This window comes from Halogranum roseipondis, assembly GCF_059695585.1.
In genome coordinates, this window is the sequence record NZ_CM185235.1 from 1,252,130 (window position 1) to 1,277,592 (window position 25,463).

Genomic DNA, 25,463 nt, shown 5'->3' on the forward strand with positions numbered 1-25,463 from the left:
GTCTACTTGCTCGCGAACTGTCGCGCCCACGCGTCGGTCCACTCACTGAGGTTCCCCTTCAGTTCCTCGTAGGTGAAGGTGACGGGTTCCGGCGGTTCGTGGGCGTACTTGGCGAACTCCTCGGGTAACTCGGCGGTCGTCGTCGCCGGGAACTGCACGTTGCGGACGGCGATCTCCGCCTGCACTTCGGGACGGAGGACGAAGTCCATGAACCGGTTGGCGAGGTCGACGTTCTCCGACGCCTCGAAGCGGGCCATCCCCTCGGGGTTGGCGTACCCCTGGTCGTTCAGGAACCGGATCTGGTGTTCGCTCATGTCCTCGCCCTCCGCGTTGGCGAACACCTGGTCGGTCGAGTAGGAGACGACCATCGGCGCCTCGCCGTTCGAGTAGGCGGCGTAGGAGTTCTCCCAGTTCCCCAGGACGCGCACGCCGTTGTCCTGCAGTCGCTGCCAGTAGTCGAGGTAGCCGTCCTCGCCCTTCGCCGCGACGGTGTGGAGGAGGAACGCCCGCCCCGTCGCGCTCGAGGTCGGGTTCTGGGTGAGGAGGTCGCCCTCGAACTCCGGTTGCAGGAGGCCGTCGAACGTCTCGGGTGCGGTCACCGCGTTCTCGTCGTACACGAGCGAGATGTAGCCGGTGTCGTACGGCACCGCCCGCCCCTGCGGGTCGAACTCCAGCGACTCCTTGACCTCGCCGCGACGCGAGAGCGCCCCCGACCCGACGGACGCGAAGAGCGGGTCGGTCAACTTCTCGTCGAGACGGATGAGCATGTTCGTGTCGAGACCGACGTAGACGTCCGCGCCCGGTTCGACGCCCTGGAGCTGTCGTTCGATGAAGTAGTTGAGTCCGTTCTCGGGCGTCTGCCACTCCAGCGTCGCGTCGAACTCGGCGTCGAACTGCTCTTTCAGCCACGGGCCGGGGCTCGAACTCGGCGCGTCGACGAACGAACTGTAGGTCGCCACCGTCAGCGTCTCCCCGCCGGTCGACCCGGTCGTCGTCCCCGTGCCGTCTGTCGCCGTCGTCCCGGAGTCGTTCCCCCCACCGTCTCCCCCGTCGACCTGCTCTGTCGTACACCCTGCCACGAGTGCGGTCGCGCCGACGCCGGCCGACCGGAGGAACGTTCGTCGATTCATTACCGAGTGATTGTACCAGGTGATACTTAGGCGGCGTGGTCGCTCGTGACTCGGCGATTCGTCTCGACCCCCGGTCGACGGCGTCGCATCCGGCGACGGGACAACCGTTTTGCCACCGTCACACGGAGGTTGTCGTGTGAATCTCTCTCGTCAGGAGGTGCTCGGCGGCCTGTTCGTCTCCGTGACGGTCGTCGCGGCGGCACTGCTCGCCGACGTGCTCGCGACGGTGTTCTTCTCGATCACGGTGGCGTACCTGCTGTTCCCCGTCCGTCGACAGCTCACCGCCCGCGGGCTGTCCGCCCGGACGGCGAGCGCCGTCACGACGCTCGCGGCGTTCTTCGGGACGCTCGCGCTCGCCGCGCCGTTCGTCGCCGTCCTCCTGCTCCGACTGGACGACCTGCTCGTCGTGCTGGAGTCGATCCCCGACGAGATACTCGTCGAGGTCGCGGGGTTGACGTACACTCTCACGCTGGAAGAGCTGTCGACGGTACTCGTCCGCTTCGCGCGGGCGGTGGCGACGGCGTCTGCGACCGCCGCCCCCGTGTTGCTGATCAAGTTCACGCTGTTCGGACTGCTCGTCTTCTCGCTGCTCCTCCACCAGCGGGACGCCCGCCGGGCGACGCTCGCGCTCGTCCCGTCGGAGTACCGCGACGTCGCCGAGGCGCTCAACCGACGGACGCGCGAGACGCTGTTCGCCATCTACGTGTTACAGGCGGCGGTGGCGGTGGGGACGTTCCTCATCGCGCTACCGGTGTTCTATCTCTTCGGCTACGACTACCCGCTGACGCTCGCGGCCGTCTCGGCGCTCCTGCAGTTCGTCCCCATCGTCGGCCCGAGCCTCGTGCTCGCGGCGCTCGCGGGGTGGCACGTCGTCTCCGGCCAACCCGTTCAGGCGGCGCTCGTCTTCTTCGTCGGCGGCTTCCTCGTCGCGTGGCTCCCGGACATCCTCATCCGACCGCGACTCGCGAGGGAGACGGCCGACCTCCCCGGGAGTCTCTACTTCGTCGGCTTCGTCGGCGGCGTGCTCAGTCTCGGCCCGGTGGGGTTCATCGCGGGGCCGCTCGCCGTCGCGCTCGTCGTCGAACTCGCAAACCTGCTCGCCGCCGAACTGAACGGCGAGGCGACCGAGTCGCTCGAGCCGACCGAGTAGACCCGTTTCGTAGTCTCTCGCCGCCGAGGCTCACTCCTCGCCGTCGGTCGCGAGTTCGCCTTCGAGGGGACCGCCGCGCTCGTCCCACTCGGTGAGACTCCCCTCGTAGAAGGCGACGTGTTCGTACCCGAGCTGTCGAAGGACGACGTAGGTGTGGCTGATCCGCCGGGCGGTGTTACAGTAGAGGACGACCTCCTTGTCGGGGGTGATGCCGCGCTCGGCGAGCAGCGACTCCAGTTCGTCTCTGGATTTGAGTCCGCGACTCTCCTCGTCGACGAGTTCCAGCCAGTCCAGTTGGACGGCGCCGGGGAGGTGGCTCTCCTCGTACTCCCACGCCTCGCGGGTGTCGACGACGACGGTCTCGACGTCATCGGTATCAGCGACCCGCTCGACGGCGTCTAAGACGTACTCGTAGTCGACGAGCGGCGACGACTCGGGGTCGCGGACCTCGTAGTCGCTCTCGGGGTAGTCGACCGCCTCGCGTTCGACCTCGTGTTCGCGGCTCCAGGCGCTGAAGTCGCCGTCGAGGAGGTGGAGGTCGCGGTGGCCGTACAGTTCCGCGGTAACGAGGAAGCGCGCGGCGAAGACGCCGTGAGTGTCGTCGTAGGCGACGAGCGTGTCGTCGGCGTCGATGCCGGCTTCGTTCATCAGATCGGTCCAGACGTCCGCGCCGGGGAGCATCCCCTCGTCGCCGACGTCGCTGCGGAACGAGTCGAACGGAACGTTCACCGCACCCGGAACGTGACCGATACCGTCGAACTCCCAGCCGTCGCGGACGTCGACGACGCGGACGTCGTCGAGGTGGTCGGCCACCCAGTCGGCCGACACGACGAGGTTCTCGTACATACCTGGCGTTTCCCGCGGACGCTCTTATCCTTCCGGGCTTCGACACCACCGGTCGGCGAACCGAGATAGCGGCAGAATACTCCGGCAGTACGGGCGGGCTTCGACCCTTCGTGCACCGCCGGGCGCCGTGAACGGGGTGAGCGAGTCCCGGACGGTCGGTTCGCGCGGAAGTAGGCAACTATCTCCGCGACTCGGCAGGAGAGGCGAACTATGCCCTGGCTAGTGGTATTATACGAGTTTGTGGCGTACACGGGAGTGCAATGTCTGATTACGCAAAAGACGTTCTCGTCTCCGCGGACTGGGTGGAGGACCATCTCGAGGAGTTCCAGAGCGACGACTCTAGCTACCGGCTGGTGGAGGTCGACGTCGACACCGAGGCCTACGACGAGGGCCACGCCCCCGGTGCGATCGGCTTCAACTGGGAGACCCAACTGCAGGACCAGACGACCCGCGACATTCTGACGCAGGAGGACTTCGAGGAGCTGCTCGGCTCTCACGGAATCAGCGAAGACGACACGGTCGTCCTCTACGGCGACAACTCCAACTGGTTCGCCGCCTACACCTACTGGCAGTTCAAGTACTACGGCCACGAGGACGTCCGTCTGATGAACGGCGGTCGCGACTACTGGCTCGACAACGACTATCCGCTCACCGAGGAGGTACCGGAGTTCTCCGAGACGGACTACGACGCACGCGGGCCGTTCGAGTCCATCCGCGCCTACCGCGACGACGTCGAGAAGGCCATCGGCAAGGGTCTACCGCTCGTCGACGTTCGTTCTCCCGAGGAGTTCTCCGGCGAGATCCTCGCACCCCCGGGACTGCAGGAGACGGCCCAGCGCGGCGGTCACGTCCCCGGCGCACGCAACATTTCGTGGGCGGCGACGGTCAACGACGACGGCACGTTCAAGTCCGCCGACGAACTCCGCGAACTCTACGAAGCGGAGGGCGTCGACGACGACCAGGACGTCATCGCCTACTGCCGCATCGGCGAGCGCTCCTCGATCGCGTGGTTCGCGCTCCACGAACTGCTCGGCTACGACAACGTCACCAACTACGACGGCTCGTGGACCGAGTGGGGCAACCTCGTCGGCGCGCCCATCGAGAAGGGCAACTGAGCACGCCGAACCGCCGAGACTTCCCTTTTCGTCCGCCGCTCACCCGCCGAGCACCAGCGCCGCGATCTGCGGCGTCAGGAACGCCTCGACGAACGCGGCGACGACGAACACCAGCGCCAACCCGACCAACACCTCGAACGCCCCGCCGAGCTCCTCGCCCACCTCTCGGGCGTTCAGTCGCCCACGTAGCCCGTCGAGACCGACGCGTCCGAGGTGGAGGCCGAGCCCGCCCGACACGGCGAGCGCCGGGAGTTCGACGACACCGTGCGGTGCGACCAGCGCGACGAAGCCGACGCGGTCGAAGACGCCGGCCAGTGCGCCGATCAGCGCGCCGTTGAACAGCAGCTCCGACGCCGTCGGCACGCCGAGCGCGAGGCCACCGTAGCTGCCACCCGTCGCGACGAGCCAGTTGTTGGCCGCGATGTTGACGAACGGGCCGAGGGCGAACGTGCCGAACACGCCGGCGACGTCGCCCGGCGGCTGGATCGCCACCCCGAACGGAGCGGTGAACGCCCACCCTGCGACGATTCCGGCAGTGAGCAACGCGGCCGCACCGACGATCGCGAGCGGGTGACCGCCGACGAACCGCCGGAGCGCTCGCCACCCGCGAGCGAGGCCGCCGCCGAACCGGCGTCGGTACGGCGATCCGACCTCTCGCGTCGGGAGTTCGACGTCGGCGTAGAGGGCGGTCTGGAACCCGCCGAGGACGGGGCCGACGACGAGCGGCGTCACGACGCCGACGAGACGCGGGACGCCGAGGAGGTTCGCCACGCCGGCCGCGGCTCCAACGGTGAGCGAGATGCCGACCGTGACCACCACGAACAACAGGAACTCGACGGGGTTCCGGCGGATGAAACCGAGACTCCCGCGGACGCTCCCGCCGACGCCGACGCCGTCGACGACGACCGCCGGGCCGACGAAGGAGAGCGCGAGCGAGACGGCGACGGCGGCGACGAGCCCGGCGAGTCCAGCGAGGACGCCGCCGACGACGCCGAGCGGACCGCCCAGCGTGACGCCGACGGCGACGCCGGCGGCGACGAGGCCGACCGCGACCGCGAGCAGGCCGACTCGAAGCAACGAGAGACCGACGAACGTCCGCCAGTGACGGACGAACCCGCGGACCCCGTCGGTCAGCGGATCGCGCCCGTCGAGCGCCGCGTAGACGGCCGAGAACGTCCCCGCCGACGCGACCGCCTGCACGACGAAGCCGACTACGAGCGTCGCGAGCAGCGAGACGCCGAGGACGGCGACGACCGTCGGCGTCACCAGTCCGCCGAGCCCTCCGTCAGTCCGGCCGGGAGCGTCGTCGGGTCGTTCGGGTCGACCTGATTCGGGTCGAACCCATCGAACGCGCGGACGACTGGTTCGACGCGCCCCTGCGTGCGCAGCAGCGTGAGTACGAGCGCCAGCCCCACCAGGAGCGGGACGCGGACGACGACGAGCGTTCCGGTCGCGAGCAGGTAGAACGGGAGGACCGTCCACGGGCATCGAAACGGGAGTCGGACTCCCGAGCGGAGGGCGGATGCGAGAGACACAGTGGCTCCTCTCGCGGAACGAAGGTAGCTCTTCCCCCGAACCACCCCGTCGTCGCTCGTTTCTCTTCGCGCTCCGTGTCGCCGACGGCGGCCGACCGTGCCCCTGCCGATGCTTACAAACCGCCGGCGGGAGTACGGCGAGATATGGACGGACACACATTCGTCGGCCAGCTCCGTGACGACCACGAGACGGCGCTCTCGCGACTCGGGTCCTCGAAGTCGCTGTACGCGCTCACGGGTGGCGAGATGAACGCACCGAGCGTCCGCGCCGCCGCCCACGACGAGGCGACGACGGCCGCCCGTCTGTTCGAAGAGTGGGCCGACAGCGAGGACGACCCGGACGCCGCACCCGTCTTCCGACAGGTCGCCGAGGACGAACGGGCGCACGTCGACGCCGTCGGCTCCGAGGACGGCAACCCCGACACCAGTCGTGCGATGTACGAGACGCTGGAGGGGTTCACCGACTTCCCGGCGCGACTCGGCGCGCTCGCGGCCCGGACGCTCGTCACCAAGAAGACCGCAGAGCAGTACGTCGGCTTCTTCGTCGGCGACGCCGACCCGAGTTCGGCCGACACGTTCCGCGGCATCCGCGACGACTACGACGACCACCTCGACGCCGTCGCCGCCGCCCTCGACGACGCCTGTAAGAACGACCGCCAGTGGGAGGAGGCGAAGACGGCCGCCGACGCCGTCGTCGAAGCCGCCTACGACGACTACGTCGAGACGCTGGAGTCGATGGGCGTTGAGCCGAAGAACGTCTGTTAACCGCGACCTTTTTTCGTAGGGGTATCGGCCGCCTTCGGCGGCCTCAACCCCTACAAAAAAACGTCGATGAAAAAAGGCCGCGAGGCTCGCTTCGCTCGCCTCGCGGTACAGCGTGCTTGTCGCTACCGCAGAACGGAGACACTGCTTGCCGTGCAGCAACGGCACCGTTACCGCCTGTCTCCCGACTGATTGATGGACGCTACCACACATCCTGTGTACGGACCGTGCATCTCCGGGTTCGGTATTTACCCGCGCTGCCCCAAGCGACGACGATGTCAGAGGCATCCGACGACGTGCTCTTCGAGTCGTTCGAGTTCGACGGCGTGTCGCTCGACAACCGGGTCGGACTCGCTCCGATGACGCGGACGAGCGCCACCGACGACGGCCGCGCCACGGAGCAGATGGCCCGCTACTACGCCAAGTTCGCCCGCGGCGGGTTCTCCTTTCTCGTCTCCGAGGGCGTCTACACCGACTTCGAGTACAGTCAGGGCTATCTGAACCAACCCGGCCTCGTCAGCGACGAGCAGGTCGAGGCGTGGCGGCAGGTCACCGACGCCGTCCACGAGGCGGGCGCACCCATCTTCGCGCAGCTGATGCACGCCGGTGCCATCTCGCAGGGCAACCCCCACGCAGACGAGACGGTCGGCCCCTCCGCCGTCAAGCCCGAGGGCGAACAGTCCGAACTGTACGGCGGCGAGGGGGAGTTCCCGGTTCCGAAGGAGCTGACGGCCGACGACCTCGACGAGATCACAGACTCGTTCGTCGCCGCGGCCGAGAACGCCCGCGCGGCCGGCTTCGACGGCGTCGAACTCCACGCCGCCAACGGCTATCTACTCAACGAGTTCCTCGCGGCCGACGCCAACCGACGCGAGAACGAGTACGGCGGCGACGTCGAGAGCCGCGTCCGGTTCCCCGCTGAGGTGCTGGAGGCGGTTCGCGAAGCACTCCCGAGCGAGTTCGTCGTCGGTATCCGGATCTCTCAGGAGAAGGTCAACGACGACGAGTACCGTTGGCCCGGCGCGGAGGACGACGCCGAGGTCATCTTCTCGTCGCTCTCGGCGGCCGGTGCAGACTACGTCCACGTGACGGGGTCGGACGCCACCACCCCCGCCTTCGGAGACGAGGGCCCGACGCTGTCCGATCTCGCCGTCGAGTACAGCGACGCCGACACGGCGGTCGTCGCCAACGGTGGGCTCGGCGATCCGGCGGCTGCTCGTCGGACGCTCGACGCCGGGGCCGACCTTCTCACACTCGGCACGAGCGCGCTCTCGAACCCCGACTGGCCCCAGCGGGTCGCGGCGGGCGACGACCCCGACCCGTTCGACTTCGAGGAGATCCTCCTGCCGACGGCGACTATCGGCGACCACGAGGTTCCCGACGCCGACGTCGCGTCGCTGGACGACTAGAGGGTAGCCGAAGTATCTAGACGGCCAGTCCATTTACTCTCTGGGAGTTGTCAGATGTGGCGTGCTGAATAGAGAGGGTGAGTTCAGCAGATAGCGACTTCTCACCGAGAAAGTATTTGTCCACACCTGGTAAGCATAAACACAAATATGACCTCAAACCCCAACTGGTCTTCTTCAACTCTAATTGGGAGTAATAGAAAGACAGTAAGTATCGCAATAATTACTGCTCTTAGTGGTGCATTCATTACTAGTCTACCCACGATTGCAACCGAACCACCGTTGTTCGCCCTTGTTTTCTGTTTGTTCTTCGTTGGCTCTATCGTTTCATCATCTCTTGGGGGAGGCCTTCTAGAGTCACTAGGTCTCTTGTTTTTCCCAGCCATCGGGTTCTACTCGTACAACTGTTCGGCGACATGGGGAGGTGAGACATATCTACTCCCCTTCCCGAGGCTACTTTTCACATGCCCAGTTGCACACGCCCCTCCACCAGCGCTTGATGTGGTCATCGCGATTTCAGTCGGAGTTGCGGTTCCACTAGGAATTGTATCATTCATGATCGGGAAGCTCATTCACACACATGGATGAGTGGGTTGGTCGTATAGGCCCAGAATCTCACTGACCGACTTGCGCGCTGTATTCAGCACGACCACAGAAACCTCACCGAACGCTGTCAGAAGTGGCGTGCAACACTCAGAGGGTATATTCAGCACGGCAACTTCGATTCTTCCAGCTCTTCGCTTTCTAATCAAGCGTGCGTATCGGTGGATGGCCGAAGGAAGCAGCGGAAAGCTTAGTACGCGCTCTCTAGTCACGACCACATGGACGGAGTATGGTGTTGACTGAGGCGACAGGCGTTTTGTGTATACTCGGTGGCGGATACGCACTTGCTTGTCCGCTCTCTATCCGCAACTACCCACGTGCAAACCAATGGGAGTCCGACCCCGAAGCTGCAAAACGGGAACAACGCGCATACGCCGTTAGGGTGGCGTTCTCTCTGATACTTGGCGGCATCGTCCTCATCGTCGTCGGTCTACTTGGGTTCGGACCCTGAGTAGTCTGTACTGCCGAGTCCGACCATGTTAATCTGAGCGGATTCATCTGCGAGATACGCGCCCTCGGCCTTGTTTTATTCAGCACGCCGATTTCAGCAGGCGAGGTCTCTGTGACGTCGACGAGCACGAAGACTTCCGCTAATCGCTCCGAGGAGGACGGCCGAACCCGCGGCCGACGCTCAGGGGGTCAGTCGGTAGCGGACCGTCCGCTTGCCCTCGAACATCGGTCCGCTCCCCTTCTTCTCGAACCCCACCGCTTCCACTGCAGCGCGCATCTCCTCGTCGGTCGCGGTGACGACGACCTCGACGTCCATCCCTTCGTTCTCGGCGAACCGGACCGGCTCTTCGAGCAGTCGTTCACAGGCGTCGCGAGGGCCGCCGAACTGCGTGACGTGGACGACGTCGTCTCGGACGTCGAAGCTCACGAACCCGCGCGGCTCGGGGTCCTCGCTCTCTGCTCCCTCCTCGTCACCGTCCACCGTCGACGGCAGTTCGCCGACGCGGACGGTCCGATCGTGGATCACCGTGCGCATCGCGTCGGGCGGGAGATCGGCCAACGCGGCGAGCGCGTCGGCGTCGGCTTCGACTGCGTCCCGAACGTTCATACCTCGTATGGTCGCCGAGCGGGCGTAAAACCCCGGGAGAGTGGCGACGTCTCGGTCCGTCCGTGTCACGACATGTACAATCGGCAACCGTTGGGTAAGTGGACACAGTTATGCGGTTGCCCACGCTACGCTGTCGCATGTTTGAGCACCAGTTCGCAGTGTCGACCGTCTCGGAGGGTGTCGTATGCGCGTAGTCGCCAAGTTCGGGGGGACCTCCCTCGGTAGCGGCGACCGTATCAACCGGGCGGCCGACTCCATCGCCGCCGCCGTCGAACACGGCCACGAGATCGCCGTCGTCGCCTCCGCGATGGGGAGTACGACCGACGACCTGCTCGACGAGATCAAGTTCGAGACGTCGGACGCCGACCGCGCCGAGATCGTCAGCATGGGCGAGCGGACGAGCGTCCGGATGCTCAAGGCCGCACTCGCCTCCCGCGGCGTCGACGCGCTCTTTCTCGAACCCGGCAGCGAGCAGTGGCCGGTCATCACGAACGACCTCGGCGAGGTCGACATCGAGGAGACCTCGAAGCGCGCGGCGAAGTTGGCGGAGGACCTCGACGGCGTCGTTCCGGTGATCACGGGCTTTCTCGCACAGAACCTCGAGGGCGAGGTGACGACGCTCGGCCGCGGCGGGTCCGACACGACCGCCGTGATGCTCGGCAAGTACATGGACGCCGACGAGGTCGTCATCGTCACCGACGTCGAGGGCGTCATGACCGGCGACCCGCACGTCGTCGAAGGTGCCCGTAACGTCGGGCGCATCACCGTCGACGAACTCCGGAACCTCTCGTTCCGCGGCGCGGAGGTGGTCGCTCCCTCGGCGCTCTCCTACAAGGACGACACGCTCGACGTCCGGGTCGTCCACTACCAGCACGGCGATCTCCTGACCGGCGGCACCCGCATCGAGGGGAAGTTCACCAACCTCATCGACATGCAGGAGAACAAACTCGCCTGTCTCACCGTGGCCGGGCGCGCGATCCGTAACCGACCGGGCATCCTCGCGGACCTCTCGAAGGCACTCCGCGAGGCCGACATCAACGTCGAGGCGGTCGCCAGCGGGATGGACTCGATCACCTTCTACATCGACATCGACTACGCCGAGAAGGCCGAGAACGTCCTCCACGGCGAGGTCGTCAAGGACGACCTGCTCTCCTCTGTCACCGTCGACGACGAGATCGCCGTCGTCCGCGTGACCGGTGGCGAACTGCCGAACCGACCCGGCGTGCTGCAGGACATCGTCACGCCGCTGGCCGAGGCGGGCATCAACCTCCACGACGTCATCACGAGCGCCACCTCCGTCGCCATCTTCGTCGCCTGGGACGACCGCGAGGAGACGCTCAAGATCGTCCAGGACAAGTTCTGAACGGCCGGTTCAGTTCGACTACAGCTTTTTCACACGTCGCCGAGTCGTGACGGTCGATGTCCCCGACCTGTCCAGACTGTGAGGCCGACCTCGTCTCGGCCGAACCCGTCACCGCGTACGACGAATCGACGCTGAAAGTTCGCATCGACGAACCACACGAGGGGCGACTCGGCCGCCTGCTCGGGATGAACCGGACGGCGAAGGTCGAGGGATGGCTCTGCCCCGACTGTCGACGCGTGTTTCTGTACGCCGCCGACTCGTAGCCACGCTGCTGACCACGCTTCACCTCCCGTCCAGCAACCGCGTCCCGACCCGCTCGGGGAGTCCGGCCTCCCGAACCGCGTCGATGACCGCCCGCACGGAGTAGTTGACGCGGCGTTCCTCGACCGTCATCTCCGCGAGATCGAGGATGGCGTAGGCTGCGCGCTTGTCGCCGTCGCGCGGCTGCCCCACGCTCCCGGGGTTCATCACGACCCCCTCGTCGTAGCGTTCGTGGTGCTGGACGTGCGTGTGCCCCATGACGAGCACGTCCTCGTCGCCGAGGAGGTCCGGCCCGAACTCGCTGGGGCGGGTGTAGTGGTCCGGGTCGTCGGGGTGGCCGTGGACCACCTTCACTCGCCCGTCGGCGAGGGTCCGCTCCGTCGGCAGCGACCTGAGCCACTCGACCGCCTCGTCGTCCAGCTGCTCGCGAGCGTAGTCGACGCCGGCGCGGGCCATCCCGTTGAAGCCGAACGCTGACCCCGTCGACGCGGCCCGGTCGTGGTTGCCCTGTACGGTCGGTATCTCGCGGTCACGCACCGCGGCGACGCACTCGGCTGGCCAGGGGTTGTAGCCGACGACGTCGCCGGCGCAGACGAGGCCGTCGACGGCCGGCATATCCGCGAAGACCGCTTCGAGAGCGACGCGGTTCGCGTGGATGTCGGAGAGCACGCCCAGTCGCATAGCTGGTCGTACTCGGTCGAGCGTGTTAGGAACTGGGGGCGACGGGGCGCTCGAACGACTACTCGCCGTTCTCGATCGCCGTCTCGACGCCCGCGTCGGTCACCCGAACGCCGACGGCACAGACGGCGTGCTCGAACGCCTGATCGTAGGCTTCCCGTGCCGCCTCGCTCGCCGTCTCTGCCTCGAACGCGAACGCACGCGGCGCGTCCTCCTCGTAGGTGGCGACGAGCGTGGGTTCCGCGACCGCCTTCACCAGTACGGCGTCCTTACGAACGATGCCGACGTACGCCTCGTCGGTCCCGACGACGCCCGCGATGCGGGGCGTGTCGTAGTCGTCTTTCTCGTAGTCGAGCGCCAGCAGACTCTCGGCGAGAGCGTCGCGAGCGGGGTAGCCGAGGCCGAGCTTCTCCGTGACGGGGTCGACATGCGACCCGTTGCCGACGACGGCGCTGCCGTCGACCTCACGAACGCAGTTGTACGAGATGTAGGGGTTGTCCGTCTCCGGTGCGTCCGGCGTCGGGGCGACGGTGAGCGTCCCGTCGCGGTCGACGATCTGGCGGTTAGGGAACGAACGCGAGGAGACGCGGTACGCGCCGACCTCGGGGCCGATGACGATGAACCGTCCGACGTACATACACGACACTGCACAACTCCCCGCGAAAAGAGTGGCGGTTTGTACACGTTTGGACTGTTTGCCAGCGGAACGCACAGTCCGGCTATCACGCAATACTTAAGAAGTCTCCGGCAGTACGAGTAGGTGCGAACGAAGTTCCATGGGGTAGTGGCCAATCCTGTTGCCTTCTGGGGGCAACGACCCAGGTTCGAATCCTGGTGGAACTATTCTCACACTCTCACCCGTCGAGTGAATCGTCTCACTCGGCCTGCCGTCTCGCTCGGTCCTCGTTTATATAGACACTCTCACTCTCCTCTCGCGACGAAACAGGCTCACCCCACGACGACGTCATGCGGTCTCCAGTCGAAACGAAGGGGTTGGTCGGAACCGAAACTTACTTTTCTACGTCGAGGAGCGCGACTCGCTCGAGGACGAGTTCCTCAACTCCGTCGGCCGTCGCCGCGAGTTCCGCCTCCGTGATCTCGAAGTACTCTCGAACCAGCGTCTCGTCGTAGTCACCCAGCGTCTCGGCGGACTCGAGGCAGTCGGTCAGCGCCGACGCGGCCGCCGCTTCGTCGGCGTCCTCACCGGCGGCGTCGACGAGTGCGACCACCGGCGTCCGTCCCTCGTCGACGCCGAGCGTCAGCGCCTGGTCGATCTGTCGGCGGCCGGCGGCGTAACAGAGGATCTCCACCGCACGGTCGCGGGCGACGTTCTCGCCGCGAGCGATAGCGCGGTCGGCCAACTCGACGGCCCGCTCCAGATGCCGACGGGAGACGACGTAGCGGGCGTCGAACACCTGTACCGTCACCACGAACTCGTCGGCGATCGCGCCGACTTGCTCGACGAACGCGCCGACGTCGTCGACCTCGGCGACGCCTTCGACGAACTTCACTGGAAATCACCGAACGTGGCCTGTCCGTCCTCGTCTTCGCTCGCACCCACGGCGACGCGGGTCGAACTGTCCGCCTCGACGTCGTCCATCGACGGATCGCGCCGACCGACGTTCTCGAGGACGTTCTCGGCGGTCTTCCGCCGACCGCGGAGCGCAGCGAGCACGACGGCTTTGTCCGCCTCCCGCAGATCGGCACGCGACTCGATGCCCGCCTCGTACAGCCGTCGGGCGCGTTTGCGGCCGACGCCGCGGACGCCGGCGAGGTCGAGCAGCTCCTCGCGGACGCCGTACTCGACGCGCCTCTCCGCCTCGCGGACGGCGACGTTGTTGCCGAGTTCGAGGTCGCCCGCGAGCTCGACGGCGGCCCCGAGCAGCCACTGGGCGGTGTCGACCTTCCCGCGGATGTCGCCGGGACCGACGCCGTAGCGGTCGGTGATGCGGTCCTCGTCGGTTTCGCTGGCCCAGTCTTCGAGCAGCTTCGCCGTCTTCAGCGCGGCCAGCCAGTCCTCGAAGGCGACGTCCTCGTACTCGGAGGGCGTCCGTCCGAGGAACTCCGCCTCCCGCTCGTAGCAGAGTTCGGTGTAGGTCTCGCGGTCGCCGGACTTGAGGTAGAGTTCGTACATGTCCGGCGTTCGCGAGACGAGGTGATAGAGGCCGAGCGGCGTCGGGTAGGTGGTGTCGAACTCGTCGGGACCGCTCGCCTCGTCGCCCGCGTCGCCGTCGTCCCCACCGTCGGCGTCGCTTCCGGTTCCGGTCTGCAGGTCGCTCGCAGGGGTGAACCCCGTCGTCTCGTCGGGTTGCTGATCCTCACTCGCCGACGACTGCGACGCCGTCGCCGACCCGTCGCCCTCGATGGCTCGCAACTTCTCGACGCGGTTGTCCGCGGCGTAGCGCAGACCGTCGATGATCTCGGCGGCGCTCATCGGGTCGAGGTAGAGCCGCGAGACCGTGTGGCCGATGCCCGTCGCGCGGATGGTGCCGTCGTCTCGTTCTATAAAGCCGTTCGCCTCCAGATACGCGAGAACTGTATCTGTCACCGTCTCCAGTCGTCCCGACTCTGACGTCTGCGTCGCGTAGAGCGTCTGGTCGAGGAAGTCGAGCAGTCCCCGTCGACTGTTCGCGAACCCCGAGGCGACGGTGGCGAGCAGGTGGGTCCGGAGGGCGGGTTCGGCGGCGAGTTTCGACTGGACGTCCTCGGCGTCGGCCCAGATATATCTCTCAAAGAGTTCGTCCATCGTCTCGGAGTCCTTCGCGAGCAACACGGCCTCGCCGTAGGGGTCGAGTCCGGGTCGCCCGGCACGGCCACACATCTGGTGGATCTCGAGCACGTCGAGCGGTTTCATCCCGCCGAACTCGCCGTCGTAGCGTCGCCAGTCGCGGACGATGACGCGTCGACTCGGGGTGTTGACGCCGGCGGCGAGCGTCGGCGTCGCGCAGACGACCTTGATGAGTCGATCGCGGAACGCCTCCTCGACGAGTGCGCGGTGTTCGCTGGCGAGACCGGCGTGGTGGAACGCTGCGCCCTTCGCGACGGCGTCGGCGAGGTCGTCGCTCGTGTCGGTGTCGGAGACGTCCCGGAGTTCCTCGGCGAGGTCACGGAGTTCGTCCCGTTCGTCGCCTGTGAGGTGCCCCTTCGTCACGTCGGCGAGTCGTCTCGCTTCGGACTCGGCGTTGCGCCGGGAGTTGACGAACACGAGCGACGACCCGCCCTGTCCGTCGACCTTCTCGTCGAGCGTGTCGTCGACGAGTGCGGCCGTCTTCTTCTGCCCTCTTTCCACCTCGACCTCGCGTTGACTGCCGTCGTCGAAGTTGATGGCATTGCCGTAGTGGACGCCCATCTTCAGGTCGATCGGTCGCCACTCGGACTGGACGAGTTCGGCGTCGAGCCAGTCGGCCACCACGTCGGCGTTGCCGACGGTCGCAGAGAGCGCGACCGTCTGGAGGCCGGAGTTGATCTTCCGCAACTTCGCGAGCGTCACCTCCAGCGTCGGGCCGCGGTGGCGGTCGTCGACGAGGTGGACCTCGTCGGCGACGACACAGGAGAGCTCTTCGACCCACGGCGCGCCGTTGCGGACGAGCGAGTCGACCTTCTCCGAGGTGGCGACGATGACGTCGCGAGAGGCCAGCCACTCGCCGGACGACTCGTAGTTGCCGGTGGAGACGCCGACGGTGACGCCGTACTCCTCCCAGCGCTCGAACTCGGCTTTCTTCTCGCTGGCGAGCGCGCGGAGCGGGACGATGTAGAGCGCCTTCCCGCCGCGCTGGACCGCCGAGAGCATCGCGAGTTCGGCGACGAGCGTCTTGCCCGACGCGGTGGGGACGCTGGCGACGACGCTCTCGCCGTCTAAGATACCGGCGTCGACGGCCTCGCTCTGTGGGGGGTAGAGTTCCTCGATCCCCTCCGACTGGAGGTGCTCGGGGACCCCCGGCGGGAGGCCGTGCAGGTCCGCTGTCTTCATTGGAGCGAGGTAGGACCGTGCTTCGGTTTAAACTGTCGGACGGGCGCTCACCCGTCCGTCTCGCCCCCCTCGTACGGGTACCGGAGCGTCACCTCCCACTGCGGGTCGTCCTCGCCCGCGAGCGACCGCTCTTCGACTCGGATCTCGCCGGTCGGGTGGGGGCGACGCCGACTTCGATCCCCGTCGGCGCGCATCCCCTCGTATCGTCCGGTGAGCTCCGTTCGGAGCTCCGAGAGGTACGGTGCGGCCTCGTCGGTCGACAGGTCGCGCTCGGTCTCGGTCGTCGCCGACGCACGCAGCCGACGCTCGACGAGGTCGCCCGCGTTCCCCGTCAACACGGCGTTGACGACCGCGCCGAGCAGGAGAACGATACCACTAAAGTAGAGCCACGTGACGACGAGGATGAGCGTCCCGAGCAGGGCGGCGTCCGACGACCCCTTGGCGATGGCGTACACCTGGAACGCCGCCTGCAGGAGCGCCCACCCGACCGCCGCGACGACGACGCCCGGGACGACCTCGCGCGGTTCGAGGTCGACGTCGGGGAAGACGTAGAACAGCGGGAAGAAGGCGACACAGAGGCCGACGAGGAGCAACACGGGGCTGAGTAACCCGACGAACGGGACCCACTCCAGATAGGCGAAGGCGGCGGTCGCGAGTACCATTCCGACGACGCCCACGAGCAGTGCGAAGAGGACGACGAGACCGTCACGCAGCTGGTCGACGAACCCGTTTCTGGTCTCGGACTCGAAGATCTCGGAGAAGGCGGTGTCGAGGTTCCGGAAGATCTTGAGCGACCCCCACAGCGCCACCACGATTCCGACGACAGACGCCCCCGTCCCGCCCGCGTCGCTCTCGACGAACCGCTCGACGACGCCGCTGACACCGGGCGTCAGATACTGGTCTGCGAGGCTGATGACCTGACTCTCGAGTCCGCTCTCGAAGAACCGGACCGCGAGGAGAAGCACGACCAGGAGCGGCGCGAGCGAAACGAACGCGTTGTACGCGATGCTTCCGGCCATGAACGTGACGTTCTTCTCCGCGAACTCCGACCCCACGGCCTTCACGGTCGCGACGACCCCGGCTCCGTCTGGCATACCGTCGGCTTCTCGTCGGCCGCAAATCAACGCGGTGGCCGCCCCGTCTGCCGACTCCGGCTCGCGCGACCCCGCGGGTCGTCACTGCTTTGTAACCGACGGTCCAACGCTCGCGGTATGAAGATCGAGTACGACCGCGAGACCTGTATCGGGATGTTCCAGTGCGTCGACGAGTGGGACGCCTTCGTGAAGAACCTCGACGACGGCAAGGCCGACCTCGAAGGTGCCGAGGAGGTCGACGAGCAGCTGTTCGTCCGCGAGGTACCCGAAGACGCCGAGTTCGACGCGAAGTTCGCCGCTCGCGTCTGTCCCGTCGACGCCATCACCGTCTACGACGACGACGGCGAACAGCTCGTCCCCTGACGCGCCATCCGCTGTCCGGCGTCGTTCGTCGCCGATCGCCGGTCGCCGACCACTCGGCGACCGTCACCTCGCGTCGGCCACGCGTCGGCCGCCTGTCGAACGAAGCAGCGCTGTACCGACCGTCTGTCTCTCTACCGACACAACCGTTATATATCTCGATTGAGATACACCTTCCGAGGGCGAGAGCATGAGTCAACAGACACGCGATCGGATCGCAGAGTGGGCGGACCTCGTCGACGCGGAGGTTCCGGACGGCGACGCCGACCCCGACGCGATCCCGAACGACCGACCGCTGGACCGAGCCAACTGACCCCCCCGTCGTCGGCAGACGACGCTCCGGCCCTTTCGGTTCGCTTCACTTTCACTGCGCTTCGCCAACGCTTATCCACGACGACGACGAACCACGCCCAATGGCCGCCACGGACGACGTCGCGTACGTCGAGCACCCTCTCCTCGCCCCGGCGTTCATCGAGCGACGACTGTACCAACTGCGACTGGCGGGGACCGCCCGCGACGACCACACGCTCGTCTGTCTGCCGACCGGTCTCGGCAAGACGACGGTCAGCCTTCTCTTGACCGCCGAACGCCTCCAGGAGGTCGGCGGCAAGTCGCTCTTTCTCGCGCCGACGAAACCGCTGGTCCAGCAGCACGCCGAGTTCTACCGCGAGGCGCTCGAGATCCCCGACGACGACGTCGTCGTCTTCACCGGCGAAGTCCGACCCGACGACCGCGCGGAGCTCTGGGAGAGCGCACAGGTCGTCATCGCCACCCCGCAGGTCGTCGAGAACGACCTCGTCGGCAACCGCGTCAGCCTCCGCGACGTCACCCACCTCACGTTCGACGAGTGTCACCGCGGCACCGGCGACTACGCCTACGTCTACATCGCCGAACGCTACCACGCCGACGCCGCCGACCCGCTCGTCACCGGGATGAGCGCCTCGCCCGGCGGCGACGAGGAGTCGATCCTCGAGGTCTGTGAGAACCTCGGACTCAGGGAGGTGGCGGTGATGACCGAAGACGACGCCGACGTCGGCGAGCACACCTACGACACCGACGTCACCTGGGAGCAGATCCAACTCCCCGAGGAGATCTTGGAGATCCGCGACGCGCTCAACGAGGTCATCGTCGACCGACTGGAACAGCTCAAGCAGCTGGGCGTCAGCGGCACCACCCAACCGGACCTCTCGCAGAAGAAACTGAACGCGATGCGCGGGAAGCTCCGGAAGATGATGGACAACGACCAGTCGGAGGGGTACAAGGGAATGTCCGTCCACGCCGAGGTGATGAAACTGCGGCGTGCGGTGGAACTGGTCGAGACGCAGAGCGTCGAGTCGGTGCGCCGGTACTTCGAGCGTCAGCGCAACGCCGCCCGGTCGTCGGGTGCGTCGAAAGCCAGCCAGCGACTCGTCTCCGAACCCAAAGTCCGCGAGGCGATGCGGAAAGCCGAGTCGTTCGACGAACTGCACCCGAAGTTCTCGAAGACGCGCATCCTGCTCGCCGAGACGTTAGGAATCAACGACGGCGAGCGCGTCATCGTCTTCACCGAATCCCGAGACACCGCCGAGGCGCTCACCGACTTCCTCTCGCAGTCGTTCTCCACACGGCGGTTCGTCGGGCAGGGGAACAAAGACGGCTCCGACGGGATGAGCCAGAAAGAACAGCAGGAGACGCTCGACGCCTTCCGAAACGGCGAGTTCGAGGTGCTCGTCTCCACCTCCGTCGCCGAGGAGGGACTCGACGTCCCCGAGGTCGACCTCGTGCTGTTCTACGAACCCGTGCCGACGGCGATCCGGTCCATCCAGCGGAAGGGCCGGACCGGCCGCCAGACCGAGGGACGAGTGATCGTGTTGATGGCCGAGGACACCCGCGACGAGGTGTACTTCTGGATCTCCCGCCGTCGGGAGTCGAAGATGGAGAACGAACTCCAGAAGCTGAAGACCGCGGCCGACGAGTTGGAACAACAACTCGACGACAGTCAGAGGTCCCTCGGCGAGTTCGGCAACGGCGATGACGGCGGCGAGAGCAGAGAGAAGCGGCTCCAACCCGGACTGGCGGACTTCGACGAGGCGGAGGAGACCGACGCGTCCGACGAAGCGCGAGCCGAGGTCGGCGCGACCGACCGGAGTGCGAGTGGCGCGACCGACGCGGACGACGCGGGCGACGCGACCGGTGAGAACGAGTCCGACACAGAGGAAGACGACACCGTCGTCGCCACGGCCGAGAGCGACCCCGAGGAGGAGGTCGTCGAGATCGTCGTCGACCAGCGGGAACTCGACTCGAACATCGCCCGGACGCTCTCACAGCGCGAGGGCGTCCACACCCGACTGGAGACGCTGGCCGTCGGCGACTACATCCTCTCGGACCGCGTCGCCGTCGAACGCAAGTCGGTCGCGGACTTCCTCGACACGCTGACCGGCGGCGACCGCTCGATGTTCGAGCAGGTGCGCGACATGTCGCGACACTACGCCCGCCCGGTCGTCGTCGTCGAGGGCGAGAACCTCTACGGCGAGCGCAACGTCCACCCGAACGCCATCCGCGGCGCGCTGGCGTCGCTCGCCGTCGACTACGGGGCGAGCGTCCTCCGGACCGAAGACGAGAGCGACACCGCCGACCTCCTGGAGGTGGTCGCCTCCCGCGAACAGACCAAACGCGAGCGCACCGTCAGCGCCCACGGCGAGAAGAGCGCGAAGACGCTCGCCGAACAGCAGGAGTACGTCGTCGAGTCGATCGCCGACATCGGCCCGGTGACGGCCCAGTCGCTGCTGGAGCACTTCGGGAGCGTCGAGGCCGTGATGATCGCGCCGGAAGACGACCTGCTAGAGGTGTCGGGCGTCGGCGCGGTCACCGCCGAGCGCATCCGCGAGATCGTCGGGAGCGACTACTGACGGCTCGGGACTACCGCCGGAGCGCGGCGAGCGTCTCGGCGGCCTCGTGGGCGGCGGCGAGCAGTTCGCGGGCGTGGCGGGGGTCGTCGGTCCGCTCGGCCTCCTCGGCGTAGCGCGTGACCGTCCGGCGGAGCGACGCTCGGGCGGCGTCGAGGTCCGCGCCGTCGGACGTGGTCGGCGCGCTCGGCGTCGTCGCCTCTGTGGGCGTCTCCGTCTCCGTGGACCGCTCGCCCGGCTGCGTCTCGGCCGTCGACACCGGCGGTCGCGTCGGTTCGACGGCGGGCTCGCTCTCGTCGCCGTCGTCGGCCCCCGGTGTCGGGTCGGCAGTCTGCGTCGGTGTCGTCTGCGTGGACGTTTCGGTCGCCGATCCGGCGGTGCCGACGGCGTCGGTCCCTTCGGTCGCCGCAGTCGCTTCGACCCCCTCGGCCCCCTCGCCCGCCGGTCGTTCGTCCGCTCCCCCCCGGCCCTCGGGGTTCCGGAGTCGGATCTGTCCGCCGGCGACCTCGGCGTCCTGACAGGATGGACAGAAGTTCTGCTCGTCGAACCGGAAGATGGGGTCGCCGCAGCTGTTGCAGTGACGGTTCGTCATCGTCGCCCCCTTCAACAGCAGTTCGCTCATCCGCTTCGTGCTCTTGCGTTTCTCCTCGTCTTTCGCGAACTTCTCGCGGAGCTTCTCCCGTTCGGCCTCCTTGTCGAACTCGCTCATACCTCCTCTGTCGTCCCTCGCGTCGAAAAAGACAACGGGACGACGGCGTGTCGACAGCCGTCGTACCCCGCCGACGGCGGAGAACCCCGAGAATCCGCCCGTTCCGAAGCGTTTAATCGGAATCCGCGGGGAAGTTCATGTGGTATGACGAAAGTTAGCGTGGTCGGTGCCGCAGGGACGGTCGGCGCCGCCGCAGGATACAATCTCGCGCTCCGTGACGTCGTCGACGAACTCGTCTTCGTGGACATCCCGGACATGGAGGACAAGACGGTCGGACAGGCCGCCGACACGAACCACGGCATCGCCTACGACTCGAACACGACGGTTCGACAGGGTGACTACTCGGCAACCGAAGGGTCGGACGTCGTCGTCATCACGGCCGGTATCCCGCGCAAGGAGGGGCAGACGCGTATCGACCTCGCGGGCGACAACGCGCCCATCATGGCGGACATCGGATCGTCGCTCGCCGAGTACAACGACGACTTCGTCTCGGTGACGACGTCGAACCCGGTCGACCTGCTCAACCGCCACCTCTACGAGGCGGGCGACCGCGACCGTCACAAGGTCGTCGGCTTCGGCGGCCGACTCGACTCCGCGCGCTTCCGCTACGTCCTCTCGGAGCGCTTCGACGTCCCCGTCAAGAACGTCGAGGCGACGATCCTCGGCGAACACGGCGACGCGCAGGTGCCCGTGTTCTCGAAGGTCCGCGTCGACGGCCGCGACCCCGAGTTCGACGCCGACGAGCGCGAGGAGATCCTCGGCGACCTCCAGGAGTCGGCGATGGACGTCATCAGCCGCAAAGGTGCCACGCAGTGGGGGCCGGCGACCGGCGTCGCCCACATGGTCGAGGCCATCCTGCGCGATACGGGCGAGGTGCTGCCCGGGTCGCTCGTCCTCGACGGCGAGTACGGCTACGAGGACACCGCCTTCGGCGTCCCCGTCAAACTCGGCTCGAACGGCATCGAGGAGGTTATCGAGTGGGAACTCGACGACTACGAACGAGAACTGATGGACGACGCGGCCGACAAGCTGCGCGACCAGTACGACAAGATTTCGTAACGCCCGACCGCCCCCGAGTTTTTTCGCGACTCCCGTCCTGCGTAGTGGCATGTCTCTCCCCGTTCCCCACAGCGAGTCCGTCGAGACGCGGCGCGTCGCAGTCTTCCTCCTCGTCGCCTACGGCGTCGCGTGGGCGACCGCCGCGGTACTCTACGCAACCGGCGGGCTCACCGACAGCCCCGAACTCCTCCCCGGGGTCGGCCTTACGCTCGCGACAGTCCTCCTGCCGACGACGTACATGTTCGCGCCCGCCGTCGGTACGCTCGTCGCCCGACTCCTCACGGGCGAGGGGTGGTCGGGTCTCGGGCTCCGACCGCGGCTCCGCGACTCGCTCGGCGTCTACGTCGTCGCGTGGTTCGGGCCGACCCTGCTCACGCTCGTCGGTGCGGCCGTCTACTTCGCGGTCTTCTCGGCGTCGTTCGACCCGGAACTCGCGGCGTTCGCGGAGGCGGTCCGACAGGCGGGCGGTGGCGACGTCGACCCGTGGACGCTCGTCGCCGTCCAACTCGTCTCGGCGCTGACCATCGGCCCCCTGATCAACACGTTCTTCGCGTTCGGCGAGGAACTCGGCTGGCGCGGCTACCTCCTGCCGAAACTGCTGCCGCTCGGCACGCGGCAGGCGACGCTGCTCGTCGGTCTGATCTGGGGGGCGTGGCACTGGCCCGTCATCGCGATGGGGTACAACTACGGCTTCGGCTACCCGGGTGCGCCGTGGACGGGCTTTCTCGCGATGTGCTGGTTCACGCTCACGACGGGCGTGTTCCTCGCGTGGGTGACGCTCCGGAGCGAGAGCGTCTGGCCCGCCGCCGTCGGCCACGGTGCGATCAACGCCGTCGCCGCCATCGGCGCGCTGTTCGTCGCCGGACAGCCGACCCCGTTGCTCGGGCCGACGCCGCTCGGCGTCGTCGGCGGACTCGGTTGGACGGCCGCCGCCGCGTGGCTCCTCTGGCGGAGCGAGCTGTTCGCGGAGACGCCGCCGTCCGGAGACGTCGTCGGCGACGCTACCACAGCAGAGTAGCGACGACGGCGACGATCACGACGACGACGCCGACCACGAGCGCGAGATCTCCCGAGAACAGCGCAGCCAGCAGCAGTGGGAAGCCGACGAGGCCGACGACGAGACCGACGACGCCGTAGCCGAGGCTTCTCAGCTCCGCTCGAATCGCGTTCCGTGACTCCTCGCGTGCGATCTCGCGCACGTCGTCGGCAGAGAGGTCGGTGGAGGGCATCGCTCTCGACGACGTGGCAGCCGCCCAAAAACCCATCGTCGGTCGGGTCGAGTCGCTCAGCCGCCGTCGAACAGACTCGTCACGCCCACGCTGGCGGCGACGATGAGAAGCGCACCGACGCCGACGAGCACCGTCGTCAGCGTCCCGCCGGCCTCCAGCGACTGTCCCAGGATCAGGAAGCCGAACAGGCCCGCGACGATGCTCCCGAAGAGGCTCCGCGTCCGCTTCGTCTCCTCGCGGGCGACGACGCGTGCCTCCTCCCGGATCAGCTCGCGGAGCTCTTCTTCGGAGAGTCGCACGTAGTCGTCGGTTCCGGCGTCGTCGGCGTCGGCCATCGACCCCTACTCTCTCGGTGACCGAAAAGAAAGTTGGCCCTACAGTCGCGAGCGAACGGCCTCGGCGGTCTTCTCGCCGACGCCGTCGACGTCGAGCAGGTCGGCTACGGAGGCCGTCCGGATCCCCTCGACGCTGCCGAACCGTCGGAGGAGTCGCTTCCGCGTCTCGGGGCCGACGCCGGGGACGTCGTCGAGCACCGTCTGCACGTCGTCCCGCAGCGTCTGGTGGTACTGGACGGCGAAGCGGTGGGCCTCGTCGCGGACGCGCTGGAGGACGTGGAGGTGCGGCGCGTCCTTCGGCCAGTTGTGGACCTGCGTGTCCGTGATGACGAGTTCCTCGTCTTTCGCCAGCGCGACGACGGGGACGTCCCAGCCCACCTCGTCCAGCGCGTCCTGCGCCGCTCCGAGTTGGCCGTCGCCGCCGTCGATCAGAAGCAGGTCCGGGTCGGGTCGGTCGTCGCGCCCCGAGACGGCCCGCTCGGCGCGCCACCGGATCAACTCGCGCATGTTGGCGTAGTCGTCGTTGCGCTCGGTGAGTTTCTTCCGCCGATACCCTGCCTTCTCTGCAGACCCCTCCACGAAACAGACGTCGCTGCCGACGACAGACTTCCCCTGTGCGTGGCTCACGTCGAACCCCTCGATGCGCTCGACGCGCGGGAGACCGAGCGCGTCGGAGAGCGCGCCGAGTTCGTCGCCTCGTCCGGGGCCGCGACGAGCGTTCTTCAGCGCGAGTTCGACCAGTTTCGCCTCGCGGCCCGCACCCGGCACTCTCACCGCGACGCCCTCGGCGTCGAGCCACGCGAGCAGCTCCTCGTCGTCCGGCCGCTCCGAGAGGAGGAGTGCGTCCGGCAGTTCGCGCTCGGCGTAGTACTGCACGACGAACGCCGCGAGCACCTCGGCGACGCCCCCTTCGCTGTCCTCGGGCGCGTCGAGACGGTGTCGCGAGCGGTCGACCAGCTGACCGCGCTCGCTGTGGAGGCGAGCGACGGTCGCTCGCTCGCCCTCGACGGCGGCCCCGAGCACGTCGACCGCGCGCTCGCTCGACTGCGCGGAGACCGCCTCCCCGCCGCCGCCGTGGAACGACTCGACGACGTCGAGGCGGTCTCTGAGGTTGGCGGCGCGCTCGAACTCCTGTTCCTGCGACGCCTGTTCCATCGCCCGCCGCAGCGGGTCCGTGAGCACGCCCGTCTCGCCCTCGAAGAACCGGACTGCGCTCTCGACGTCTTCACGATAGCTCTCCTCGCCGATCTCGCCCGTACAGGGCGCGCTACAGAGACCCATCTCGTAGTCGAGACAGGGGCGGTCGCGGTTGGCGTACTTGTGGTCCGAACAGCCACGGAGACCGTAGGTCTCTCGGATGGCTTTGACGACGACCTCCACTCGACCCTTGTCGGTGAAGGGGCCGAACACCGTCGCGGCCTCGTCGGGGTCGCGGGTGACCTCGATTCGGGGGATCGGATGCGACGTGAGCTGGACCAGCGGGTAGGACTTGTCGTCCTTCAGCCGGACGTTGTACCGCGGCTGGTGGCGTTTGATGAGGTTCGCCTCCAGCAGGAGTGCCTGCGTCTCCGTGTCGGTGACGGCGAACTCGACGCGGTCCGCCCGGGCGACCATCCGTCGGATGCGGTCGCTCCGCGGGTCGGCGTAGGAGCGAACCCGACTCCGGAGGTCGACCGCTTTGCCCACGTAGAGCACCGTCTCGCCCTCGTGAAACTGGTAGACGCCGGAGTCTCGTGGGAGGCCGTTCGCCCGCTCGCGGACCTCGGTGACATCCATCTCCCGACGCTTGCATCCGAACGGGCTTGAGGCTGACGTCGTCCCGTTCGTTCACTCTCGACACCGACCGTCGTCGACCGCCGTCCGATTATCAGCTCTGAAATTTGCTGGGGAAGATTAAGGGGACGGACGCGTCGAGT

At 67.2% G+C, this 25,463-nt stretch carries 26 protein-coding genes and 1 tRNA gene; 13 read left to right on the top strand and 14 right to left on the bottom strand.

Annotated features, from left to right (window positions below):
* Window positions 1-2: 2 nt before the first annotated feature.
* On the bottom strand, window positions 3-1,130 hold the full coding sequence (locus EOHIBHHM_RS06745; RefSeq protein ID WP_497255835.1) for a thiamine ABC transporter substrate-binding protein: 1,128 nt from the start codon (window positions 1,128-1,130) through the stop codon (window positions 3-5).
* A gap of 136 nt (window positions 1,131-1,266) precedes the next feature.
* Here EOHIBHHM_RS06745 and EOHIBHHM_RS06750 point away from each other — a divergent pair, with 136 nt between their 5' ends.
* On the top strand, window positions 1,267-2,280 hold the full coding sequence (locus EOHIBHHM_RS06750) for an AI-2E family transporter (RefSeq protein ID WP_497255837.1): 1,014 nt from the start codon (window positions 1,267-1,269) through the stop codon (window positions 2,278-2,280).
* 30 nt (window positions 2,281-2,310) lie between these two features.
* Here the strand turns inward: EOHIBHHM_RS06750 and EOHIBHHM_RS06755 are convergent, their stop codons facing one another.
* The gene (locus tag EOHIBHHM_RS06755; protein WP_497255839.1) at window positions 2,311-3,126 is read right to left on the bottom strand and encodes a sulfurtransferase; all 816 of its coding nucleotides are present in this window, start codon (window positions 3,124-3,126) and stop codon (window positions 2,311-2,313) included.
* Between the two features lie 260 nt (window positions 3,127-3,386).
* Between EOHIBHHM_RS06755 and EOHIBHHM_RS06760 the strand changes: the two genes are divergently transcribed.
* Window positions 3,387-4,241, top strand: coding sequence for a sulfurtransferase (locus EOHIBHHM_RS06760; protein WP_497255841.1), 855 nt, complete (start codon window positions 3,387-3,389; stop codon window positions 4,239-4,241).
* Window positions 4,242-4,280: 39 nt separating this feature from the next.
* On the opposite strand, the gene EOHIBHHM_RS06765 is transcribed toward EOHIBHHM_RS06760, so the two are convergent.
* Both EOHIBHHM_RS06765 and EOHIBHHM_RS06770 read right to left on the bottom strand, forming a co-directional pair.
* Window positions 4,281-5,507, bottom strand: coding sequence for a stage II sporulation protein M (locus EOHIBHHM_RS06765; protein WP_497255843.1), 1,227 nt, complete (start codon window positions 5,505-5,507; stop codon window positions 4,281-4,283).
* Complete coding sequence (locus EOHIBHHM_RS06770; protein ID WP_497255845.1) at window positions 5,504-5,776, bottom strand: hypothetical protein; 273 nt, start codon at window positions 5,774-5,776, stop codon at window positions 5,504-5,506. Before EOHIBHHM_RS06770 ends, EOHIBHHM_RS06765 begins: the two co-directional genes overlap by 4 nt.
* 144 nt (window positions 5,777-5,920) lie before the next feature.
* Between EOHIBHHM_RS06770 and EOHIBHHM_RS06775 the strand changes: the two genes are divergently transcribed.
* From EOHIBHHM_RS06775 to EOHIBHHM_RS06785, 3 genes are all read left to right on the top strand, one after another.
* Window positions 5,921-6,541, top strand: a complete 621-nt coding sequence (locus EOHIBHHM_RS06775; RefSeq protein WP_497255847.1) for a ferritin family protein — start codon at window positions 5,921-5,923, stop codon at window positions 6,539-6,541.
* 272 nt (window positions 6,542-6,813) lie between these two features.
* On the top strand, window positions 6,814-7,947 hold the full coding sequence (locus tag EOHIBHHM_RS06780; RefSeq protein ID WP_497255849.1) for an oxidoreductase: 1,134 nt from the start codon (window positions 6,814-6,816) through the stop codon (window positions 7,945-7,947).
* Window positions 7,948-8,094: 147 nt separating this feature from the next.
* Complete coding sequence (locus EOHIBHHM_RS06785) at window positions 8,095-8,532, top strand: hypothetical protein (protein ID WP_497255851.1); 438 nt, start codon at window positions 8,095-8,097, stop codon at window positions 8,530-8,532.
* A 646-nt stretch (window positions 8,533-9,178) separates the two neighbouring features.
* On the opposite strand, the gene EOHIBHHM_RS06790 is transcribed toward EOHIBHHM_RS06785, so the two are convergent.
* Window positions 9,179-9,604, bottom strand: a complete 426-nt coding sequence (locus tag EOHIBHHM_RS06790) for a hypothetical protein (RefSeq protein ID WP_497255853.1) — start codon at window positions 9,602-9,604, stop codon at window positions 9,179-9,181.
* A 184-nt stretch (window positions 9,605-9,788) separates the two neighbouring features.
* Between EOHIBHHM_RS06790 and EOHIBHHM_RS06795 the strand changes: the two genes are divergently transcribed.
* A complete protein-coding gene (locus EOHIBHHM_RS06795; protein ID WP_497255855.1) occupies window positions 9,789-10,967 on the top strand; it encodes an aspartate kinase in 1,179 nt (392 codons plus the stop codon).
* Between the two features lie 56 nt (window positions 10,968-11,023).
* Window positions 11,024-11,230 (top strand): hypothetical protein, encoded by a 207-nt coding sequence (locus EOHIBHHM_RS06800; RefSeq protein WP_497255857.1) that lies wholly within the window; start codon window positions 11,024-11,026, stop codon window positions 11,228-11,230.
* A gap of 19 nt (window positions 11,231-11,249) precedes the next feature.
* Here EOHIBHHM_RS06800 and EOHIBHHM_RS06805 read toward each other — a convergent pair whose 3' ends face one another.
* Both EOHIBHHM_RS06805 and EOHIBHHM_RS06810 read right to left on the bottom strand, forming a co-directional pair.
* Window positions 11,250-11,909 carry a metallophosphoesterase family protein gene (locus EOHIBHHM_RS06805; protein ID WP_497255859.1) on the bottom strand — a complete coding sequence of 220 codons (660 nt, stop codon included), beginning with the start codon at window positions 11,907-11,909 and terminating at the stop codon, window positions 11,250-11,252.
* Window positions 11,910-11,967: 58 nt separating this feature from the next.
* The gene (locus EOHIBHHM_RS06810) at window positions 11,968-12,543 is read right to left on the bottom strand and encodes an IMP cyclohydrolase (RefSeq protein WP_497255861.1); all 576 of its coding nucleotides are present in this window, start codon (window positions 12,541-12,543) and stop codon (window positions 11,968-11,970) included.
* A gap of 133 nt (window positions 12,544-12,676) precedes the next feature.
* On the opposite strand from EOHIBHHM_RS06810, the gene EOHIBHHM_RS06815 reads away from it, so the two are divergent.
* Window positions 12,677-12,749: transfer RNA gene (locus EOHIBHHM_RS06815), tRNA-Gln, on the top strand.
* A gap of 167 nt (window positions 12,750-12,916) precedes the next feature.
* On the opposite strand, the gene cgi121 is transcribed toward EOHIBHHM_RS06815, so the two are convergent.
* Genes cgi121 through EOHIBHHM_RS06830 form a run of 3 tightly spaced genes read right to left on the bottom strand, consistent with a single transcriptional unit; the run spans window position 12,917 to window position 16,970 of the window.
* Complete coding sequence (gene cgi121, locus EOHIBHHM_RS06820; RefSeq protein WP_497255863.1) at window positions 12,917-13,417, bottom strand: KEOPS complex subunit Cgi121; 501 nt, start codon at window positions 13,415-13,417, stop codon at window positions 12,917-12,919.
* On the bottom strand, window positions 13,414-15,876 hold the full coding sequence (locus tag EOHIBHHM_RS06825) for an ATP-dependent DNA helicase (protein ID WP_497255865.1): 2,463 nt from the start codon (window positions 15,874-15,876) through the stop codon (window positions 13,414-13,416). Before EOHIBHHM_RS06825 ends, cgi121 begins: the two co-directional genes overlap by 4 nt.
* 47 nt (window positions 15,877-15,923) lie before the next feature.
* A complete protein-coding gene (locus tag EOHIBHHM_RS06830; protein ID WP_497255867.1) occupies window positions 15,924-16,970 on the bottom strand; it encodes a YihY/virulence factor BrkB family protein in 1,047 nt (348 codons plus the stop codon).
* Between the two features lie 117 nt (window positions 16,971-17,087).
* On the opposite strand from EOHIBHHM_RS06830, the gene EOHIBHHM_RS06835 reads away from it, so the two are divergent.
* From EOHIBHHM_RS06835 to EOHIBHHM_RS06845, 3 genes are all read left to right on the top strand, one after another.
* A complete protein-coding gene (locus tag EOHIBHHM_RS06835) occupies window positions 17,088-17,333 on the top strand; it encodes a ferredoxin (RefSeq protein WP_497255869.1) in 246 nt (81 codons plus the stop codon).
* Window positions 17,334-17,520: 187 nt separating this feature from the next.
* Entirely contained in the window at window positions 17,521-17,643 is a 123-nt protein-coding gene (locus EOHIBHHM_RS06840) for a hypothetical protein (RefSeq protein ID WP_497255871.1), read from the top strand.
* Between the two features lie 100 nt (window positions 17,644-17,743).
* Window positions 17,744-20,218, top strand: a complete 2,475-nt coding sequence (locus EOHIBHHM_RS06845; protein WP_497255873.1) for a DEAD/DEAH box helicase — start codon at window positions 17,744-17,746, stop codon at window positions 20,216-20,218.
* Window positions 20,219-20,228: 10 nt separating this feature from the next.
* On the opposite strand, the gene EOHIBHHM_RS06850 is transcribed toward EOHIBHHM_RS06845, so the two are convergent.
* Entirely contained in the window at window positions 20,229-20,924 is a 696-nt protein-coding gene (locus EOHIBHHM_RS06850) for an Sjogren's syndrome/scleroderma autoantigen 1 family protein (RefSeq protein WP_497255875.1), read from the bottom strand.
* 144 nt (window positions 20,925-21,068) lie between these two features.
* Here EOHIBHHM_RS06850 and mdh point away from each other — a divergent pair, with 144 nt between their 5' ends.
* The gene (gene mdh, locus EOHIBHHM_RS06855) at window positions 21,069-21,983 is read left to right on the top strand and encodes a malate dehydrogenase (RefSeq protein WP_497255877.1); all 915 of its coding nucleotides are present in this window, start codon (window positions 21,069-21,071) and stop codon (window positions 21,981-21,983) included.
* Between the two features lie 49 nt (window positions 21,984-22,032).
* The gene (locus EOHIBHHM_RS06860) at window positions 22,033-23,001 is read left to right on the top strand and encodes a CPBP family intramembrane glutamic endopeptidase (protein WP_497255879.1); all 969 of its coding nucleotides are present in this window, start codon (window positions 22,033-22,035) and stop codon (window positions 22,999-23,001) included.
* Here EOHIBHHM_RS06860 and EOHIBHHM_RS06865 read toward each other — a convergent pair.
* From EOHIBHHM_RS06865 to EOHIBHHM_RS06875, 3 genes are read right to left on the bottom strand one after another with little or no spacing between them, the layout of a single operon-like run.
* Window positions 22,985-23,212 (bottom strand): hypothetical protein, encoded by a 228-nt coding sequence (locus tag EOHIBHHM_RS06865; RefSeq protein ID WP_497255881.1) that lies wholly within the window; start codon window positions 23,210-23,212, stop codon window positions 22,985-22,987. The two genes, EOHIBHHM_RS06860 and EOHIBHHM_RS06865, sit on opposite strands and share 17 nt — an antisense overlap.
* 56 nt (window positions 23,213-23,268) lie before the next feature.
* Entirely contained in the window at window positions 23,269-23,547 is a 279-nt protein-coding gene (locus EOHIBHHM_RS06870) for a hypothetical protein (RefSeq protein ID WP_497255883.1), read from the bottom strand.
* 39 nt (window positions 23,548-23,586) lie between these two features.
* Window positions 23,587-25,323, bottom strand: a complete 1,737-nt coding sequence (locus tag EOHIBHHM_RS06875; RefSeq protein WP_497255885.1) for an excinuclease ABC subunit C — start codon at window positions 25,321-25,323, stop codon at window positions 23,587-23,589.
* Window positions 25,324-25,463: the final 140 nt, after the last annotated feature.

What these genes read in the sequence shown, in the direction of transcription:
- EOHIBHHM_RS06850 (WP_497255875.1), bottom strand. Translation starts at nt 20,924, where the DNA reads ATGAGCGAGTTCGACAAGGAGGCCGAACGGGAGAAGCTCCGCGAGAAG.
- EOHIBHHM_RS06745 (WP_497255835.1), bottom strand. Translation starts at nt 1,130, where the DNA reads ATGAATCGACGAACGTTCCTCCGGTCGGCCGGCGTCGGCGCGACCGCA.
- EOHIBHHM_RS06845 (WP_497255873.1), top strand. Translation starts at nt 17,744, where the DNA reads ATGGCCGCCACGGACGACGTCGCGTACGTCGAGCACCCTCTCCTCGCC.
- EOHIBHHM_RS06840 (WP_497255871.1), top strand. Translation starts at nt 17,521, where the DNA reads ATGAGTCAACAGACACGCGATCGGATCGCAGAGTGGGCGGACCTCGTC.
- EOHIBHHM_RS06860 (WP_497255879.1), top strand. Translation starts at nt 22,033, where the DNA reads ATGTCTCTCCCCGTTCCCCACAGCGAGTCCGTCGAGACGCGGCGCGTC.
- EOHIBHHM_RS06875 (WP_497255885.1), bottom strand. Translation starts at nt 25,323, where the DNA reads ATGGATGTCACCGAGGTCCGCGAGCGGGCGAACGGCCTCCCACGAGAC.
- EOHIBHHM_RS06780 (WP_497255849.1), top strand. Translation starts at nt 6,814, where the DNA reads ATGTCAGAGGCATCCGACGACGTGCTCTTCGAGTCGTTCGAGTTCGAC.
- EOHIBHHM_RS06755 (WP_497255839.1), bottom strand. Translation starts at nt 3,126, where the DNA reads ATGTACGAGAACCTCGTCGTGTCGGCCGACTGGGTGGCCGACCACCTC.
- EOHIBHHM_RS06835 (WP_497255869.1), top strand. Translation starts at nt 17,088, where the DNA reads ATGAAGATCGAGTACGACCGCGAGACCTGTATCGGGATGTTCCAGTGC.
- EOHIBHHM_RS06830 (WP_497255867.1), bottom strand. Translation starts at nt 16,970, where the DNA reads ATGCCAGACGGAGCCGGGGTCGTCGCGACCGTGAAGGCCGTGGGGTCG.
- mdh (WP_497255877.1), top strand. Translation starts at nt 21,069, where the DNA reads ATGACGAAAGTTAGCGTGGTCGGTGCCGCAGGGACGGTCGGCGCCGCC.
- EOHIBHHM_RS06870 (WP_497255883.1), bottom strand. Translation starts at nt 23,547, where the DNA reads ATGGCCGACGCCGACGACGCCGGAACCGACGACTACGTGCGACTCTCC.
- EOHIBHHM_RS06800 (WP_497255857.1), top strand. Translation starts at nt 11,024, where the DNA reads ATGTCCCCGACCTGTCCAGACTGTGAGGCCGACCTCGTCTCGGCCGAA.
- EOHIBHHM_RS06825 (WP_497255865.1), bottom strand. Translation starts at nt 15,876, where the DNA reads ATGAAGACAGCGGACCTGCACGGCCTCCCGCCGGGGGTCCCCGAGCAC.
- EOHIBHHM_RS06785 (WP_497255851.1), top strand. Translation starts at nt 8,095, where the DNA reads ATGACCTCAAACCCCAACTGGTCTTCTTCAACTCTAATTGGGAGTAAT.
- EOHIBHHM_RS06775 (WP_497255847.1), top strand. Translation starts at nt 5,921, where the DNA reads ATGGACGGACACACATTCGTCGGCCAGCTCCGTGACGACCACGAGACG.
- EOHIBHHM_RS06760 (WP_497255841.1), top strand. Translation starts at nt 3,387, where the DNA reads ATGTCTGATTACGCAAAAGACGTTCTCGTCTCCGCGGACTGGGTGGAG.
- EOHIBHHM_RS06790 (WP_497255853.1), bottom strand. Translation starts at nt 9,604, where the DNA reads ATGAACGTTCGGGACGCAGTCGAAGCCGACGCCGACGCGCTCGCCGCG.
- EOHIBHHM_RS06810 (WP_497255861.1), bottom strand. Translation starts at nt 12,543, where the DNA reads ATGTACGTCGGACGGTTCATCGTCATCGGCCCCGAGGTCGGCGCGTAC.
- EOHIBHHM_RS06805 (WP_497255859.1), bottom strand. Translation starts at nt 11,909, where the DNA reads ATGCGACTGGGCGTGCTCTCCGACATCCACGCGAACCGCGTCGCTCTC.
- EOHIBHHM_RS06795 (WP_497255855.1), top strand. Translation starts at nt 9,789, where the DNA reads ATGCGCGTAGTCGCCAAGTTCGGGGGGACCTCCCTCGGTAGCGGCGAC.
- EOHIBHHM_RS06865 (WP_497255881.1), bottom strand. Translation starts at nt 23,212, where the DNA reads ATGCCCTCCACCGACCTCTCTGCCGACGACGTGCGCGAGATCGCACGC.